Origin of the sequence: Rahnella sp. GSA61A (assembly GCF_019969905.1) — a bacterium.
GTDB lineage: Bacteria > Pseudomonadota > Gammaproteobacteria > Enterobacterales > Enterobacteriaceae > Rahnella > Rahnella aceris.
This window is the reverse complement of sequence record NZ_JAHXYO010000018.1, coordinates 16,835-31,914: the sequence shown is the minus strand read 5'-3', so window position 1 is coordinate 31,914 and position 15,080 is coordinate 16,835. Positions and strand designations below refer to the sequence as shown.

General features: G+C 53.4%; 16 protein-coding genes. 15 read left to right on the top strand and 1 reads right to left on the bottom strand.

Annotated elements, in window-relative coordinates:
• Position 1 precedes the first annotated feature (1 nt).
• The 9 genes from LC431_RS19810 to trbB are packed head-to-tail and all read left to right on the top strand — an operon-like array spanning position 2 to position 6,433.
• On the top strand, positions 2–568 hold the full coding sequence (locus LC431_RS19810) for a hypothetical protein (protein ID WP_223510218.1): 567 nt from the start codon (positions 2–4) through the stop codon (positions 566–568).
• The gene (gene traU, locus LC431_RS19805; protein WP_121019099.1) at positions 538–1,530 is read left to right on the top strand and encodes a conjugal transfer pilus assembly protein TraU; all 993 of its coding nucleotides are present in this window, start codon (positions 538–540) and stop codon (positions 1,528–1,530) included. The genes LC431_RS19810 and traU overlap by 31 nt, the downstream gene beginning before the upstream one ends.
• Positions 1,531–1,539: 9 nt before the next feature.
• Complete coding sequence (gene trbC / locus LC431_RS19800; RefSeq protein WP_223510217.1) at positions 1,540–2,166, top strand: type-F conjugative transfer system pilin assembly protein TrbC; 627 nt, start codon at positions 1,540–1,542, stop codon at positions 2,164–2,166.
• Entirely contained in the window at positions 2,166–4,004 is a 1,839-nt protein-coding gene (gene traN / locus LC431_RS19795; RefSeq protein ID WP_223510216.1) for a type-F conjugative transfer system mating-pair stabilization protein TraN, read from the top strand. The genes trbC and traN overlap by 1 nt, the downstream gene beginning before the upstream one ends.
• Positions 4,004–4,801 (top strand): type-F conjugative transfer system pilin assembly protein TraF, encoded by a 798-nt coding sequence (traF, locus tag LC431_RS19790; RefSeq protein WP_223510281.1) that lies wholly within the window; start codon positions 4,004–4,006, stop codon positions 4,799–4,801. Before traN ends, traF begins: the two co-directional genes overlap by 1 nt.
• Before the next feature lie 12 nt (positions 4,802–4,813).
• Complete coding sequence (locus LC431_RS19785; protein ID WP_223510215.1) at positions 4,814–5,074, top strand: hypothetical protein; 261 nt, start codon at positions 4,814–4,816, stop codon at positions 5,072–5,074.
• A 39-nt stretch (positions 5,075–5,113) separates the two neighbouring features.
• Positions 5,114–5,590 carry a hypothetical protein gene (locus LC431_RS19780; protein ID WP_223510214.1) on the top strand — a complete coding sequence of 159 codons (477 nt, stop codon included), beginning with the start codon at positions 5,114–5,116 and terminating at the stop codon, positions 5,588–5,590.
• Positions 5,583–5,795, top strand: coding sequence for a hypothetical protein (locus LC431_RS19775; RefSeq protein ID WP_223510213.1), 213 nt, complete (start codon positions 5,583–5,585; stop codon positions 5,793–5,795). The genes LC431_RS19780 and LC431_RS19775 overlap by 8 nt, the downstream gene beginning before the upstream one ends.
• Positions 5,792–6,433 carry an F-type conjugal transfer protein TrbB gene (trbB, locus tag LC431_RS19770; RefSeq protein WP_223510212.1) on the top strand — a complete coding sequence of 214 codons (642 nt, stop codon included), beginning with the start codon at positions 5,792–5,794 and terminating at the stop codon, positions 6,431–6,433. The genes LC431_RS19775 and trbB overlap by 4 nt, the downstream gene beginning before the upstream one ends.
• Before the next feature lie 431 nt (positions 6,434–6,864).
• Here trbB and LC431_RS19765 read toward each other — a convergent pair whose 3' ends face one another.
• On the bottom strand, positions 6,865–8,025 hold the full coding sequence (locus LC431_RS19765; RefSeq protein WP_223510211.1) for a hypothetical protein: 1,161 nt from the start codon (positions 8,023–8,025) through the stop codon (positions 6,865–6,867).
• Positions 8,026–8,237: 212 nt separating this feature from the next.
• On the opposite strand from LC431_RS19765, the gene traH reads away from it, so the two are divergent.
• From traH to mazF, 6 genes are all read left to right on the top strand, one after another.
• Complete coding sequence (traH, locus tag LC431_RS19760; RefSeq protein WP_223510210.1) at positions 8,238–9,605, top strand: conjugal transfer pilus assembly protein TraH; 1,368 nt, start codon at positions 8,238–8,240, stop codon at positions 9,603–9,605.
• The gene (gene traG / locus LC431_RS19755) at positions 9,598–12,846 is read left to right on the top strand and encodes a conjugal transfer mating-pair stabilization protein TraG (RefSeq protein ID WP_223510209.1); all 3,249 of its coding nucleotides are present in this window, start codon (positions 9,598–9,600) and stop codon (positions 12,844–12,846) included. Before traH ends, traG begins: the two co-directional genes overlap by 8 nt.
• A gap of 15 nt (positions 12,847–12,861) precedes the next feature.
• Positions 12,862–13,440, top strand: coding sequence for a hypothetical protein (locus LC431_RS19750; RefSeq protein ID WP_223510208.1), 579 nt, complete (start codon positions 12,862–12,864; stop codon positions 13,438–13,440).
• Positions 13,441–13,567: 127 nt separating this feature from the next.
• Positions 13,568–14,302: a complement resistance protein TraT gene (gene traT, locus LC431_RS19745; protein WP_223510207.1), complete on the top strand. Its 735-nt coding sequence runs from the start codon at positions 13,568–13,570 to the stop codon at positions 14,300–14,302.
• A gap of 149 nt (positions 14,303–14,451) precedes the next feature.
• Positions 14,452–14,697, top strand: a complete 246-nt coding sequence (locus LC431_RS19740) for an AbrB/MazE/SpoVT family DNA-binding domain-containing protein (protein ID WP_037035624.1) — start codon at positions 14,452–14,454, stop codon at positions 14,695–14,697.
• Positions 14,697–15,029 carry an endoribonuclease MazF gene (gene mazF / locus LC431_RS19735; RefSeq protein WP_037035625.1) on the top strand — a complete coding sequence of 111 codons (333 nt, stop codon included), beginning with the start codon at positions 14,697–14,699 and terminating at the stop codon, positions 15,027–15,029. The genes LC431_RS19740 and mazF overlap by 1 nt, the downstream gene beginning before the upstream one ends.
• The last annotated feature ends 51 nt before the right edge of the window (positions 15,030–15,080 follow it).

The following is a 15,080-nucleotide window of genomic DNA, read 5'->3' as shown; positions in this document are numbered from 1 at the left end:
CATGGAATGGTTTAATTTTATTGAAATTGCCAAAGCGCACCCCCGATTATTTTTCCTGGCGTTATACCTCGTTATTTTAGTGTTCGTGGGAGTCAACTGGCTTGAGTATAAAGCGAATACGCAACGTGGCGAACCATTGCATGACGCACGGGTGGACGATGAGATCCGTTCAACGCGGCACCGATACACGGCACCCGTTACCGGAAAAGCCCTGTTTTTACAGATGAATGAGGAATATTTCGATGCCATCTTCTCCGCATTTTTGCGCAGTTTGCAGCGAGCCGGCTTCACATTATCAGACAGGGAAATGGGGCCGCCTTCATTATATCTATTGACAGAGGTGACGCTGGACATGCTGGCACGGGACGTCTACCGTGCTCGGCAGGAATACATGACTCTGGCAGGCACAGACGTTGAAGCCGATATCGGCTATCAGATGCAGTTCGGGCGGGCGCTGATGTTTCTTATGCAGCTTATCGTCAGCTGTGAACGGCTGGGCTGGAAGGTTATGCCGGTGGTCAGGGAACCGGAGGACGAATGCGCAAGCTCATTCTCTGCCTTACCTTAATCTGGACGGGCTTCCTGTACACGCCGGCACAGGCAGCCAGTACGAACGCCGGAGACGGCCGCTGGGTGAACCCTATCAGTGATGTCTGCTGGAAATGCCTGTTTCCCATGACGCTCGGCAGCATTCAGCTGGCTTCCGGTTCACACCCTGACACCCCCAATCCGGCATCGCCTATCCAGCTTTGCCCTTACGGCATTTTTTACCGCCTGGGGCTGGCCATCGGCTTTTGGGAACCGGTGGCCCTTACGGACGTGACGCGCGAACCCGGCGTGATGGTCAATATGGGTGGGTTTAAAATTGACCTGGGGCGGACAGGCACCGGCACCGGCGGGCAGAGTGACAAGCCTTCACCCGGCGCGTTCTACCATGTGCACTGGTATAAATATCCGCTGATTTACTGGCTGAATATCATCACCAGCACCGGCTGCATGCAGACCGGCGACATGGATATTGCTTACCTTTCCGAGGTTGACCCGCTGTGGAATGACAGCACGCTGTCGATGATCATCAACCCGGAAGTGAGCCTGTTCTCTAACCTGCTGGCACAGGGGGCCTGCGCCGCCGACTCGATTGCCTCCACAGCCGGTGTGCCGCTGGACCCGCTGTTCTGGTGTGCCGGTGCGCAGGGGTCGATGTACCCCTTCACGGGCTACACCAGCAACGAGTTTTCGCCGCTTGAGGCGTCAGTTCTGGTCAGCGAACGGATGGCGTTCAAACTGCACCGGGAGGGACTCGTGATGGAGACGGTCGGGGCGGACGTGGCGGTGTGCTACGAGTATCCGTCCCCGATTATCCCGAAATCCCGCTGGCGATATCAGATGGTCAACATGTACCCCGAAGCCAGCGACTGCCACCCCTTTGGCACGACCACGCAGCTGTGGGGCTCGGTACATAACGCCCCGACATCCAAAAAGAACTTCGGCTACCTCCTGTGGCGAAAGCGTAACTGCGCTTATCTGTAAGGACCTTCCATGAACAGACCCCTGATGACGGCGCTGACGCTAAGCGCCGCGCTGCTCTGCGCGCAATCCGTGCAGGCAGCCGAGCAGCCCACCGTGTCCGCCGGTGATATGGCGTACATGAAACAAAAGCAAACCGAGCTTGAGCAGTTCCAGGCGCAACTGAAAGGCATGAACATTACCCTGCCACCGGCACAGCAAAATAAGGTGTCTCAGCTGCAAAACGAAATCGCCGCGTCCCAGGCTGACCAGAACAGCGCCGACCGGCCCACGCCGCAGGCGCTCTATTTTGTGAGTCTGGGCATTCCGGAAGAAGGGTTACTGCCCATGCTCGCTGATGCCCGCCGCTTTGGTATACCGGCGACGCTGCGAGGCCTGCTGGATAACGATTTTCGCAAAACGGCCTCGGTGATGTTTGAGCTGTCCAAGAAAGATAAAGAGGCGGGGGTGCAGATTGACCCGACGCTGTATCAGCAATACGGCATCAAGGCTGTGCCCGCTCTGGTGGTCACCTGTCAGGGCAACTATGACGTGCTTTACGGCAGCCTGCCGGTTAAGCAGGCACTCGAAGAAGTCGTGCGCCGGGGAGACTGTGCGACCACGGCGGCACAGCTGCTGAAAACGAGGGAGGGGAAATAATGAAGCGACTGCTTTTGTCACTGTTGCTGCTGTGCGCCCAGGGAGTACAGGCCGATGCCATCAACGATGCTTTTAATGCCGGTTCCAGCTACGGAAAATCTAACAGCGGTCAGGGAACCTCGGGGATGAAAAATACCTCACCCTCGAGCGTCATTCCGGGATACACCGCCAGTCCGTCACAGAGCGGGTATTACGGGGGCGTGCAGGGAGGGGACGGCGGTATCAGTGACAAAGGCCAGACCGAACTTGGCCAGAACAATGCCGGACAGGCGATTATCAGTTCCGGCACGACCAATCCGGCGGTGACCATCGATCCGAATGCGCCTTTTATTACCAACGGCAAGGATGCTGAGAGCACAGCCGGCACGGTCGTCAACGGCACCTACGATCAGTGTACGGACAAAGTCGTCAGTAAAAGCACCTTCCAGAATTACACCTGCGACAAAGATGTGGCGGTGACCCAAAGCTGTAACCGTGCCGTCACGATAGGCGGGACGTATGTGACGACGCAAACCAATCAGACAGCGGTAATCAATACCGGGGACTTCACCTACTACCGCAACAACCTGACGGTTTATGCCACCTTTGTCGCGCCCTTTACCGGCGACCTTCAGCTGGCGAACTTCAACATGTCGGGGTATCTGGCCCGGACAGTCACCTGGAGCGTGTTAGGGGACGCGATGGTCGTACCGGACAGGATTTCGGGAACCACGCAAAAGAATCTGTCTGTTTCGGGCTATCACATGAATCAGGGAGAGACGGTCACGCTGTCTTTAACGATTGGGTCAGTGAATCACCAGACGACTTTCCTTGACGGCATCATTAGTGGTTTTGGTAACGGATCTGCGTCCCTGACGCTCAGCATGACAGCTGTCACTACCGTACAAACGTATCAACCCCAGACCAGCGTTCAGCAGTCGTGTGATGACCAGAGCGTGGGCGGCCAGTTAATCAGCACGCAATGCACGGTGGGCGGCGGCGACAGGACAACCACCGTGAACGGACAGACCTACACCGTTCACAGCGACTGCTGGCAGTACACCGATACCTATCTGACGACGCCGGCCAGTAACGGTAACTGTGCCGCTTTAATGTCTGATGCCAGCTGTACCGTCGTCGGAAGTCACTGTACTGAACAAACGGCAGGGCAATGCTCGCACCAACAGGTCACGTATCAGTGCCAGAAGACCTACACCTCTACCGGCAAACTCTGCGGCGGCAATTATCTGTGCATGTCTGGGGACTGTGACGATACCAACGGCGCCGGAGACAGCGGTTTTGACACGGCGGTGGCCAAACTCGCGGGACTGGCTTCAGCCGGTGACGACGTAGTCAACGACCAGATCAACATCAAAGCCTTTACCGGTCAGGCGATGTCCTGTCGCAAGGCAATGGCCGGTTTCTCCAACTGCTGCGTGGACTCCGGCTGGGGGAACAACGCCGGGCTGGCGAACTGCAACAGTGATGAAATGGCTATCGGCAAGGCCAAGGCGAAAAAGGTGGTGGTCAGCGTCGGTGAGGCGTGCAACCGCGCCGTGCTGGGCGTCTGTATTCAGAAAAAACAGGTGTACTGCGTGTTCGGGGGCAAGCTGGCCCGCATTATTCAGGAGCAGGGGCGGCGCGATCAGCTGGGTGTGAGTTTTGGCAGCGGTGATTCACCGAACTGCCGGGGGATCACTGTCCCTGAGCTGCAGGCCATCAACTTCGACCTGATTAACTTTGCCGATTTCTACAGCGACCTGATGACCAACCAGAAAATCCCGAACTCGTCGGTGATGGTTCAGCAGGTGAAAGACCGGATTGCGGCGCAGGTTAACGCGCAGGGCGGAGGGAAATGATGAAAACACTGTGGTTTGCCTGCCTGCTCAATCTCGCGCTCCCGGCGTGGGCGGACGGTACAGAGACACCGGCCGATGCGGTGGTGACACCGGCGGATCCGTTCACCGGCTGGCACTGGTACAACGAACCGAAGAAGCCGGCGGACACGCTGGCACCCAAACCGGCCCCGTCTCCGCAAGTGCCGGATTTTAGCAAGCTGTCACCGTCAGAGCAGGCGGCAGTGCTCAAACGTTACACGAAGGAGGCGCTGGACCGGGCCATTCTTAACCCGTCGAGCGAAAATACCGCCACCTTCCTGCGCTGGCAGAAGTTCTGGACGGACAGGGCATCGATGTTCAGCCAGTCGTTTGCGGTGGCTCAGCTGGATCATCCCGATCTGGATTACAACCTCCAACACCCGCACTACAACAGTACGGCACCGCTGCAGCAGGCCAGCGACCAGGCCAAACAGGCACAGGCCATCAGCGAACTGTCTGCCCAGTACGGGATGTTTTACTTCTATCGCGGCAGTGACCCGATTGATGCGCAGATGGCCGGGGTGGTGGCTGACTTTGCCCGCACGCGGCATATCTCGTTGATTCCGGTGAGCGTGGACGGCCAAATCTCCCCGCAGGTGCCGGACAGCCGCCAGGACGCAGGGCAAAGTGCCCGGATGGGCATCAGTCATTTCCCCGCCTTATTCCTGGTTAACCCAGCCTCCCGCGACTTTCGTCCGCTGGCCTATGGCTTTATGACACAGGATGACCTGGCCAGGCGTTTTCTGAACGTGGCAACTGGTTTCAAACCTAACTTCTAAAGGAGGGTCATTATGCAAAGCATTGTTCTTAATATTGAAAGCATCAGGGAAGGTGAAACGTTCACCGGCATTGAGTATGACGTTGTGACATTTTCAACGCGCCCCGGACTGGACTGTCATGCGCTGGAAAGTGCGATACAGGCGCACTTAATGGACGACATGCTGAACTTTGACTATTGCCCACAGCAGGGGACGGGCGATTTCATCTTGCTCTGCACCTTCCTGAGTGTCGGTGAACGTATCGTGCCTTACGCGGCAGACCTCACCGACTAACCCCCCGTTTAACCCCTTCTTCAGAACCGAGGATTTCTCATGCAACTTTCAGCGCTCAAAACGGGCGCCGCAGCCGGCTGGGCTGCGGTCAGGCTCGTGCTCGATATCATGGTCATCGGGCCGGTGTTTATTTTCTCTCTCTTTATAGTGGTTAATGCCTGGCCTTCGCCGGGGGCGTTTGTCATCCGGCAGGCCGAAGGGCTGGTGGAGGGGGCCGCGCCGGGAAACGTATGGGGATGTGCTGCTCTCCCGGCGGGCATGACAGTCAATGAACGGGCGCTACCACAACCGGTCACGCCGTCACCTTACCAATGTGTCCCCGAACAGGTGCGCCGTGAAACCTATATCACGGGGTTTAATCACAACCTGCTTAATCTCTACGGGCTTCTCACCACGCTTTACGCGTGTGTCTATTTGGCCGCACGCTGGCTGATGGGGGGACGTAAAGGCCGGAAGCCCGTTGTGGCTTTTGGCATGGCGGTTCAGGACGGGAAACAGGAGCAAAAACATGAATAATTTGCCCGTCGTGGCCGTGTTATTTCTGCTTGGCATCATCGCTAACTGCCTGAGTGAGTTGTTGGCCTACTCGGCGACGCTGACGCGACAGGTGTTGGTTTTTTCAACCTTCACCTGCCTTATCCTGTCGCTGGTCGTGCTCATCGCGTCTGAATACCTCGCACACCGTAAAGCGCGCAGGAAGAACCGGGAGGCAAAATCGTGAAACTCACCTTTCTATTGCCTTTCTTTTGTCTCATGGCTCCGCTGGCCGCGCAGGCAACCGTGGCCGACCAGATAGCGGCACTGGAAAAGTCCAAGACACAAACCAACTGGTCACCGGCGATGCCTGACCTGGGATTACCGCAGGCGCGTACTCCTTCAGACCGTGCGCCGCACATAATGACGCTCACTGATGGGCGTGAGGTAAACCTGAACAATTATGCCATCGTGGTGTTTATGCAACGGGGGTGTCCGTACAGCGCGAAATTCGACCCGAAGTTAAAGCAGTGGTCAGATGAGGTCGGCATCAAGGTTTATCCCTATACGCTTGACGGCTATGGCGATACGTCCTTTCCGGTGGCCCTTATTCCCCGAAAACGCGGCGCCAATGAGCCGCTGGCGGGGGAAATCATGACGTTTTTTGGCAACGGTCTGCCCATCGCCACGCCGACCACGTTTCTGGTTAACGTTGCCACGCCGCGCCCGGACAATACCATTGCGGCCTTTCCGCTTTATCAGGGCGATACCGACATGGGCACGCTGAGCCAGCGTGTGGCCCTGATGATTGAGGCAGATATTGACAATCTGCCCTCCAATACGCTGGGGCCGGTGCCTTCCAGTCAGGCCATCACCCCGCAGTAACGCATGCCCGTTCCCCGACAGTAGATGAACATCGAGCCTGAGAACGCCATCCGCTAAGCGGTGACGTTGTGGTTATCCCAAAGGAAGAAAAAAGATGAAGACAACAGATCCGTGCGCACAGCCGGTAAAGACGAAGAGAACACCCGCTGAAAAGCTTGTGCTGCTGTGCGCCATTATCTGGTGCGGTACAACGTGGTGGTTTTTCTTCTGCACCCGAGCCGACACCGTTCCTACGTTTCCACCGGCTGCGGAATGGCGCTACTTGTCAGACCGGATGTTTTTCAGCCTGCCTGGGTGGTTGTTTACCCTACTACCGGTGTGGTGCATTTACCTGGATCACGTCATCAGTTCAGGGCTACCCACTCTCAACGGTTGGCTGCGCCGTTATGGAATTTACTGCGCTGCCAGTTTGGCAACCGCGTTTTATATTTTCACTCAACGCGCCTATCCGGATGTAGTGGCAGGGAATGAACCTTTCTTTTACATATTTGCAGGGTTACTTTTAGGTTTACTGTGTATAGAACGGAGCAAACGAAAATGAGTAAGTAAAATTTTAACGACTGCCTGATACTTTTAAAGAAATCAGGCAGGGAGAGCGAGACGTATTTTAAAGACCAGTGAGCGAAGCTGTATTTGAAAGAGTACTGGCTCTTAAGCGTCAGGCAGGCATCATTACAGTTATCATCTGTTATCTGCGAGAGAAAAAACTGGGCTTTGTCCTGCTGGTTATGAGTATTCAGGTATTTTGCCAATAAGATCCTTTTCGATACGGACGTAATATCGGTTTTCAGCAGAAAAAGCAGTGTCTGAGCATCTTCACGGGTTATGTGTTTTTTATTTTCGTACCAGCTATCTTGCACGATTGGGTTATCAGCGAAATTCATGTTGAGAAACTGACGTAGAGCATCACGACGTTGGAGAGATTTGATTTCATCAATAACCAAAGCGGGGTAAAGCTTTTCGGCATAAGAGAAAGGTTGCGGCTGATAATAAAAATGACTGGGTGTTTTCAGGTAAAAGCTTTCTTGTAGATCCGCAAGTTTCCCTGAATTGTGATTATCTGTAGTTTCCCAATACGCGATTTGGCCGGTTTGCTCATCACGGTAAGCCACGAACGCATGGTGTGGGGCATAAACAATTTCGGCCTCTTTCCCTGCTATATGCATAGCATCCATCAGAAGATAGACATTCAAATCACAGTCTGAAAAGCGGGCAGACCACCCTTTAGAGACGGCTGCAACAGGCGTGTAGTAAAAGGATTTACCGAGCAGCTTGTTAGCGCAGGCAAGGAAACGCACGTTACTCAGGTTTGAGGCGCAATCCCTTCTGGTGGAATTAAAATAAGCCTCAGTATTCCCATAAGCCTTGCTAGCCTTTTCTACCGTTGCCAGACCGCTTTCTTCATCAAATTTAATCAACCGGTGGGACAGAAATTTGGCATCAAAGGTGCCAGTTGCATCCCCCAGGGAAAGCGCGGATTTTTTGTAGCTTTTATTTGCGTTGGCTGAGTCATACGCGTTTTGTGCCATTGGATAAACGGTTGCAGCAATAAGCAAGCTGACCATCATGCAGGCTGCTGTCAGTTTTCTCAAATTTCCATCCCCTCATCGTCACAAGCCGATAAATGATGCACAGGTAAGGTGCGGGTGCTTTCACGTTATCGGCCGGATTTTCAATGCTTTTAACAATAAAGAACGGGTAAAGCCATGAAGACAAAAATGGTTCTGAAAAGGAACGATTTCCCTTTAGAAAATAGAGGGTATGAGCCAACCGACATCAATCCATTTCATCAGGAGGCATCACGATGAAATTTCGGCAGCTACTTCTGTCAATTGTAACCGTAATGGGTATGAGTACCCCTGCGCTGGCCGACGTACAGGGCGACCTGAACGGGTTTTTCGGCAGTCTGGGCTATGACGGCAATGTCTCCAAAGCGCAGGCCTGGCAGGGGCAGGCCGCAGGCTACATCACCGGTGGTTCGGTGTATCTGCGAAATCCGGTAAAACAGGTACAACTTATCTCGATGCAGGTGCCTTCCCTGAATTCCGGCTGTGGGGGCATTGATGCCTATCTGGGCGCCTTCTCGTTTATCAGTGGTGAGGAAATTCAGCGCTTTGCCAAGCAAATCATGAGTAATGCGGCGGGCTACGCGTTCGACCTGGCGTTGCAGACGATGGTGCCTGAACTGAAACAGGCGAAAGACTTTCTGCAAAAAATCGCCTCCGACGTGAACTCCGCCAACATGAGTTCATGCCAGGCGGCGCAGGGGATCATCGGGGGCCTCTGGCCCGTGTCCCAGCTCTCCAACCAGAAAATCTGCCAGGACATTGCCGGTGATGACAATATTTTCTCTGACTGGGCCTCATCCCGGCAGGGGTGCACGGTCGGGGGGCAGGGTGACAGCGTCACGGGCCGGGCCAACGCCAATGAAAAAGACCAGGTGCTGAAGAACAAAAATCTCATCTGGGATGCGCTCGGGCGCAACCACCTTTTCGACGGGAATCGCCAGCTGAAAGAGCTGGTGATGAGTATCGTCGGGTCCATCATTTTCAACAGCGCCGGGCAGGTGACTATCCTGACGCCGATGGTGGATAACCGGGATGTGATCACCGTACTGATGCGTGGCGGCACCGCCAAGATTTACGGCTGTGATGAACCCGACCTTTGCCTCGGGCCGACGGTGGCCAGCGTCACCATCAGCAGCAACAACGCGCTGGTCACGCTGGTCCAAAACATCATGCTGTCCATGAACCAGAAGCTGACGGATGACACCGGCTTATCCGACCAGGAAAAGGGGTTTCTCAACACCACCTCTGTCCCCGTCCTGAAATACCTGACCAACTCGCAAAGTATGGGACAAAGCCCGACCTACCTCATCCAGGTGGCGGATTACATCGCGCAGGATTTAATGATCCAGTATCTGCAGGAGCTGGTGAAGCAGGCCAGTCAGTCTCTGGCCGGGAAAAACTTCCCGGAACAGGCGGCGGGGGAGCTGCGGCAGAACGTGGCCCAGGCACAGCAGCTACTGGCCAACATGAAGCTGCAGTCGGCGGCCGATCAGAACGCGCTGGACGGTATTGACCGCAACATGCAGTACCTCCAGCAGCAGGTCTCGACCATTATTTCAACGTCATATCAGGGTAACTACCGTTGGGGGACCAGCAATGACTGAAATGTATACGATATACGGCGGGGACATGTGGCGGCAGGTGTTAAACGGCGTCGTGACCATTCTGGGTGCCGATACGTTTGATACCTTGCTTCGCATTGTCAGCACATTTGGCGTGCTGGGGGTGATGGTGTCCTTCATTAAAACACGCGACCCGCGCGTGTTTATGCACTGGCTGGCCGTATTCATGTTTATTACGTCCGTGTTACTGGTGCCAAAACGGTCAGTTCAAATCCTCGACATCACCGACCCGGCCGCCGTGTACGAGGTGGACAATGTGCCGCTGGGGCTGGCCATGATCGCGGGGCTGACCACCAGTGCGGGATTTGGGGTGGCGCAGTTGTACGATTACACTTTATCGCGCCCGGACTCGCTGACCTATACCAAGAGCGGGATGCTGTTTGGTTCTCAAATCGTGGCGCAAACCTCCGATTTTCGGACGCAAAACCCGCAGCTGGCACAGATGCTGACAGACTATGTCGAAAACTGTGTGATTGGTGACATTTTGCTTAACAACAAATACACCATCAACCAGCTGCTCAACAGCACCGACCCGCTGACGCTGATCACCAATAACCCGAGTCCTTTACGGGGGATCTATCAGACGGTCAGTGGGGTGAGGCAGTTTGTGACCTGCCAGCAGGCCGCCGGCACCATCAGAACGCTGATGGGGAGTGATATTTCGGTGGGCGGCGTCAGCTGGCACGATATGGCGACCCGCGTGTTTGGCAGTAAAGTGAATGCGGATGCGTTGCTGAGCAATGCCATGAACGACAGCTACGGATTTTTCTATGCAGGCGGACTGAGTGCCTCACAGATTATGCGTAACAACGTGACCAATGCCGCCATCCGCGACGGCTGGAAAGGGTTTGCCGCCCGCTCCTCGGATACGGCAAACCTGGTGAATCTGGCCACCGAATCGACCCTGACCAAACAGCGTCTGAGCTGGGCGGCGGGCGGGGCAATTGCCTCACAAACGTTACCGATGTTCCAGTCCCTGATGATGCTGATTCTGATTGGCCTTTTCCCGCTGGTGATTGCGCTGGCCCTGGTCAACCACACCATCTTCGGGCTGAATACCCTCAAGCTGTACGCCGGCGGGTTCTTGTATTTCCAGATGTGGCCGGTGATGTTTGCGATTTTGAATTCCCTGGCCAACTTTTACCTCCAGTCAAAAACCGGTTCAACGGCGTTGGTGCTGGCGAATCAGGATCGCATTGCCCTGCAACATTCTGACGTGGCCAATATCGCAGGCTATCTCAGTATGTCGATCCCGGTACTGTCCTTTTTCCTGACGAAAGGCGCAGCTTCGGTGGCGTCGCAGGTGGTGGGCGGCGTGATGAGTTCAGCGGCGTTCTCTGCGGGCGGTCAGGCATCCACGACCGCTGACGGCAACTGGTCGTTTAACAACATGTCGATGGATAACGTTAACGCCAACAAATTTGACACCAACCTGTCGCAACGTATGGGTCAACAAAGCCGCCAGATGGAAAATGGCGGGATGCGCACCCTGACGGCTGACGGTCATAACGTCTATGACACGTCTCAGGCCATCTCTAACCTGCCGGTTAACATGCGACTCAGTTCACTGGCGAGCAGCGGTTTCCAGGAGCAGTCGCGGCAGGCGCAGCAGGAGGCACAAACGGCGCTCGATGGGTATAACCACAGTGTCACCAGCGGCTTCCAGCAACTGAACCAGCTGACCAGCCAAAGCGGTAACAGCGCCTCCATGACGCAGGGCAGCGAAAACACCCAGGCCACCAACGCAACACGGGGGGCGAGCATGATGATGTCGGCAGCAGAGAACTATGCAAAAGCGAACAACATCAGCCAACAAGAAGCTTACAACCAACTGATGACAAAATCGCAAGATGCTTCTGCTAACGCTGGCGTAGGTGCGAAATTTGACACTGGTTCATCGGTGTGGGGAGGAGGGGTCAAACTTGCCACTGGACTGAGCGCCGATGCTCATGCAGGCATTGAGGTTAAAGGTACAACAGGCAGTCAACATGGAACTCAAGAGAGTAATTCGGCAGGAACTGATTTCAGACATGATAAAAATAGTCAGACGGTTAAGGATTTCCGCCAGGGCATGGATATGGTGACGTCAGCTCGCGTTAGCGAATCTGGCAACCAGACGGACAACCAGTCTAACTCTCAGGTTGAACAATATGCCGCGACGCTGAATGATGCGAAAAGTCAGTATCATCAGTACACCGACAGTAGTACCAAAAGCCAGGAATTCAGCCGGATGGCGACACTGGCCCAGAACGAAAGTGCCAGCCTGGATGCAAACTACAACCAGGAATTTGTGGACTGGACGACGGCCAAGTTTGGCAATAATGCACAGAGTGTTCTGACCAACGTTAATTCCGCGCGTGAAGCAGCAACAGAGTTTATGAAAGAACGTCTGGAGCCGGAAATCATGCAGAACTACGGTGAGCGGACGGAACAGACAAACATGCAACCCCTGACACCATCAAACTCGTTAGAATACGGCGCGGTCACTGCACAACATACCTCGTCCGGCGACCCAATCCCGATACCTTATGGAGCCAGTGCGGCAGAAGGAAACCCAGAAAACGCCAATGGGACGACATCTGCAGGTGTCATTGAAACGTCCCCGCAAAGGACTGCACCGTTTGTGAGTGCGCCGGATGGCCACAGTATTTCTCAAGGCCGGGGTACAGGATCGGCGTCTGTGAGTTCTGATGAAGTCAATTTGCACAACGGTGATCGCAATGTTCAAAATGGCCAGCAGTCAGCACCGGTGTCTGACATTCACCAATCAGCACAGGATGAAACTCACCGCATACAACGGGACCGGAATGCGGGTGCCCAATCTGTTCAGGCGGATGATGTAAACCTGCATAATCGAGAGAGAAATCTTAACGTGCAAGGTGGTCCGCCTTCAGCGTCAATGACTGAAAATTATAACTCGGCTGCGGAGAAAGTGAGGGCGCACGCGGAGAGTGCAGGTATTCCTAATAACGTGGCGGGGCAGGTTGCAGCACAAAGATCTGCGAATTCAGAAGTCATTAGCGGAAATGGCGAAAAAATAGATCAAAACAAAACACCTGTTCAGACAACCAGTGATATATTAAAAGGAGAGCATAATAAAGCCCAAGGTCAGTTTGCTGCCGGTATTGAAACCGAGAAGGGTAAGCAGAATCTTATACCTGATAAGGCGGATGACAAATCTATAAAAAATAAGTTAGACGAAATGAAAAGACGTTTCGGATAAGTAATGGGGGATGATGTGGAAACAATTACGCGTAATCAAATTAATCAAGACATGAACATGCTTATTGGAAGCCTTCAGGATGAGGACCGGCCTATTGTTTCTCCATTGGCTGCAATGAGGCTTTCTATAACTTGGCCAGTGCTGTGTATAGCTGCCTATTCTGCATCAGTACTATGGCTTGCGTTAAATTATGTTCCAGAGTCAGATGCCTTCGGCAACCCATTGACATTTTTTAGCCATATGGGGACCGAGCTTGGTTTTTTTGCATTTTCATTTATCTTTGGCATTGCAATTAGTACTGGGCTATATGTTCCATCTTTAGTCTATTTGTCAATCCCAGCATCTGTGCGAAACCAATCGATAATTCTTTTGAATCTCAAGAGATTGGTAAAACGATTAGCAGTTGCATCATTAATTATCAATATGGCCGTAGCAGTCGCTGCTTGCACTTACAATGAAATATTAATAGGTGCTGCTCCATTTGTACTTATTTTATCTTTTATTGTGATGCAGGTTGTTATCAGTGCTGAAGTTACGCGTTATGGCATTGGTGGAATGATGAAAAAACTCACTACGCTGGCTAAAAAGATTTAAGTTACATCCCCTGCTGCCGATAACCCTTCTGTAATTCTAACGGAAGGGTTTCACCCTCCAGATTTATATCCAAATAGCCAATATTTCGGGGCGTGTCTGCCCCGCTTTTTTGACAAGGAAACAGTAAATGAAAAACCGCAATTCTCTTGTGGCGGCTGTGGTCGTCTCATGTCTGGTACTTTCCGGCTGTAGCGCGATGGGCACCGCCATCAAAAAACGTAACCTCGATGTGAAAACACAGATGAGTCAGACCGTGTGGCTGGAGCCATCCAGCGAAAAAACGGTCTATATCCAGATCCGAAACACCTCTGACAAAGACATGAGCGACCTGCAAACGCTCTTAGCACAAGATTTGCGTGCTAAAGGCTATAACGTCACGTCGTCACCGGACTCTGCCTATTACTGGATCCAGGCCAACGTCCTGAAAGCCGAGAAAATGGACCTGCGTCAGGCGCAGGGGCTGCTCTCAACGGGCTATGAAGGTGCTGCCGCAGGTGCCGCACTGGGCGCTGGGATCACCGCATATAACAGCACATCCGGTGGGGCAATTCTGGGGGTAGGATTGGCCGCAGGTCTTGCCGGTATGGCAGCTGACGCACTGGTCGAAGACGTCAACTACACAATGGTGACCGATCTGCAGATTTCGGAACGCAGCAAAGCGACCGTGACAACAGATAACGTCGCCGCCTTACGCCAGGGTAACTCTGGTGTGAAGGTGCAGACCAGCAGTGAAGAAGGCAACCGCATGAAATACCAGACGCGCGTGGTTTCTAACGCCAACAAGGTGAACCTCAAGTTCGAAGAAGCTAAACCGGTTCTGGAAGCTCAGTTGGCCAAATCCGTCGCCGGAATCATGAACTAACCTTTCCCCACTCGTTTATGCATTACCGGATGGCACACGGTCCTGTGCCATCCGGTCAGCCCTCTTGTTAATCAATACGTATCAACAAAGTTGACACTAAAAGTAGTAATGATACAGTATCATCATTGTTGATACGCGAGGGTGAAGAAATGGCACAAGTTATCGTAAAAAAATGGGGCAATAGCCCGTCAGTCAGGCTACCGGTTGCAATCATGAAAGCAGCCTCTCTGAACATTGATGATACCGTTGAAATTGTCGTGGAAGAAGGACGCATCATCATCGTTCCAACGAGAGTAAAAGAATACTCGCTGGATGCTCTTCTGGCGGGGATCTCTGCTGATAATATCCATGATAAAGCCGATTTTGGTGCTCCGACAGGCAAGGAGTTACTCTGATGGTTTCCCGTTTTGTACCTGACTCGGGGGATTTGATCTGGATTGATTTTGATCCTGTTGCGGGACACGAGCAAGGAGGGCATCGTCCTGCCGTTGTCCTCAGTCCTTTTGCTTATAACAACAAAGTGGGGCTTTTACTCTGTGTTCCCTGTACGACACAAGTCAAAAACTACCCGTTCGAAGTGGAATTATCAGGAAGCCGTGAGGGTGTCGCCCTAGCCGATCAGGTGACCTGTGTTGACTGGCGCGCCAGAAAGATAACCAAAAAAGGAACGGTTGCTGTAAACGAATTGGCTGAAATACGTGCCAAGGCTAAATCTCTTATAGGATGAATTTCCCCAGTTTCCTGTATTACGTTTTTTCCGGTTAATATCTGAATACCC

What these genes read in the sequence shown, in the direction of transcription:
- LC431_RS19810 (WP_223510218.1), top strand. Translation starts at nt 2, where the DNA reads ATGGAATGGTTTAATTTTATTGAAATTGCCAAAGCGCACCCCCGATTA.
- traU (WP_121019099.1), top strand. Translation starts at nt 538, where the DNA reads ATGCGCAAGCTCATTCTCTGCCTTACCTTAATCTGGACGGGCTTCCTG.
- trbC (WP_223510217.1), top strand. Translation starts at nt 1,540, where the DNA reads ATGAACAGACCCCTGATGACGGCGCTGACGCTAAGCGCCGCGCTGCTC.
- traN (WP_223510216.1), top strand. Translation starts at nt 2,166, where the DNA reads ATGAAGCGACTGCTTTTGTCACTGTTGCTGCTGTGCGCCCAGGGAGTA.
- traF (WP_223510281.1), top strand. Translation starts at nt 4,004, where the DNA reads ATGAAAACACTGTGGTTTGCCTGCCTGCTCAATCTCGCGCTCCCGGCG.
- LC431_RS19785 (WP_223510215.1), top strand. Translation starts at nt 4,814, where the DNA reads ATGCAAAGCATTGTTCTTAATATTGAAAGCATCAGGGAAGGTGAAACG.
- LC431_RS19780 (WP_223510214.1), top strand. Translation starts at nt 5,114, where the DNA reads ATGCAACTTTCAGCGCTCAAAACGGGCGCCGCAGCCGGCTGGGCTGCG.
- LC431_RS19775 (WP_223510213.1), top strand. Translation starts at nt 5,583, where the DNA reads ATGAATAATTTGCCCGTCGTGGCCGTGTTATTTCTGCTTGGCATCATC.
- traH (WP_223510210.1), top strand. Translation starts at nt 8,238, where the DNA reads ATGAAATTTCGGCAGCTACTTCTGTCAATTGTAACCGTAATGGGTATG.
- traG (WP_223510209.1), top strand. Translation starts at nt 9,598, where the DNA reads ATGACTGAAATGTATACGATATACGGCGGGGACATGTGGCGGCAGGTG.
- traT (WP_223510207.1), top strand. Translation starts at nt 13,568, where the DNA reads ATGAAAAACCGCAATTCTCTTGTGGCGGCTGTGGTCGTCTCATGTCTG.
- LC431_RS19740 (WP_037035624.1), top strand. Translation starts at nt 14,452, where the DNA reads ATGGCACAAGTTATCGTAAAAAAATGGGGCAATAGCCCGTCAGTCAGG.
- mazF (WP_037035625.1), top strand. Translation starts at nt 14,697, where the DNA reads ATGGTTTCCCGTTTTGTACCTGACTCGGGGGATTTGATCTGGATTGAT.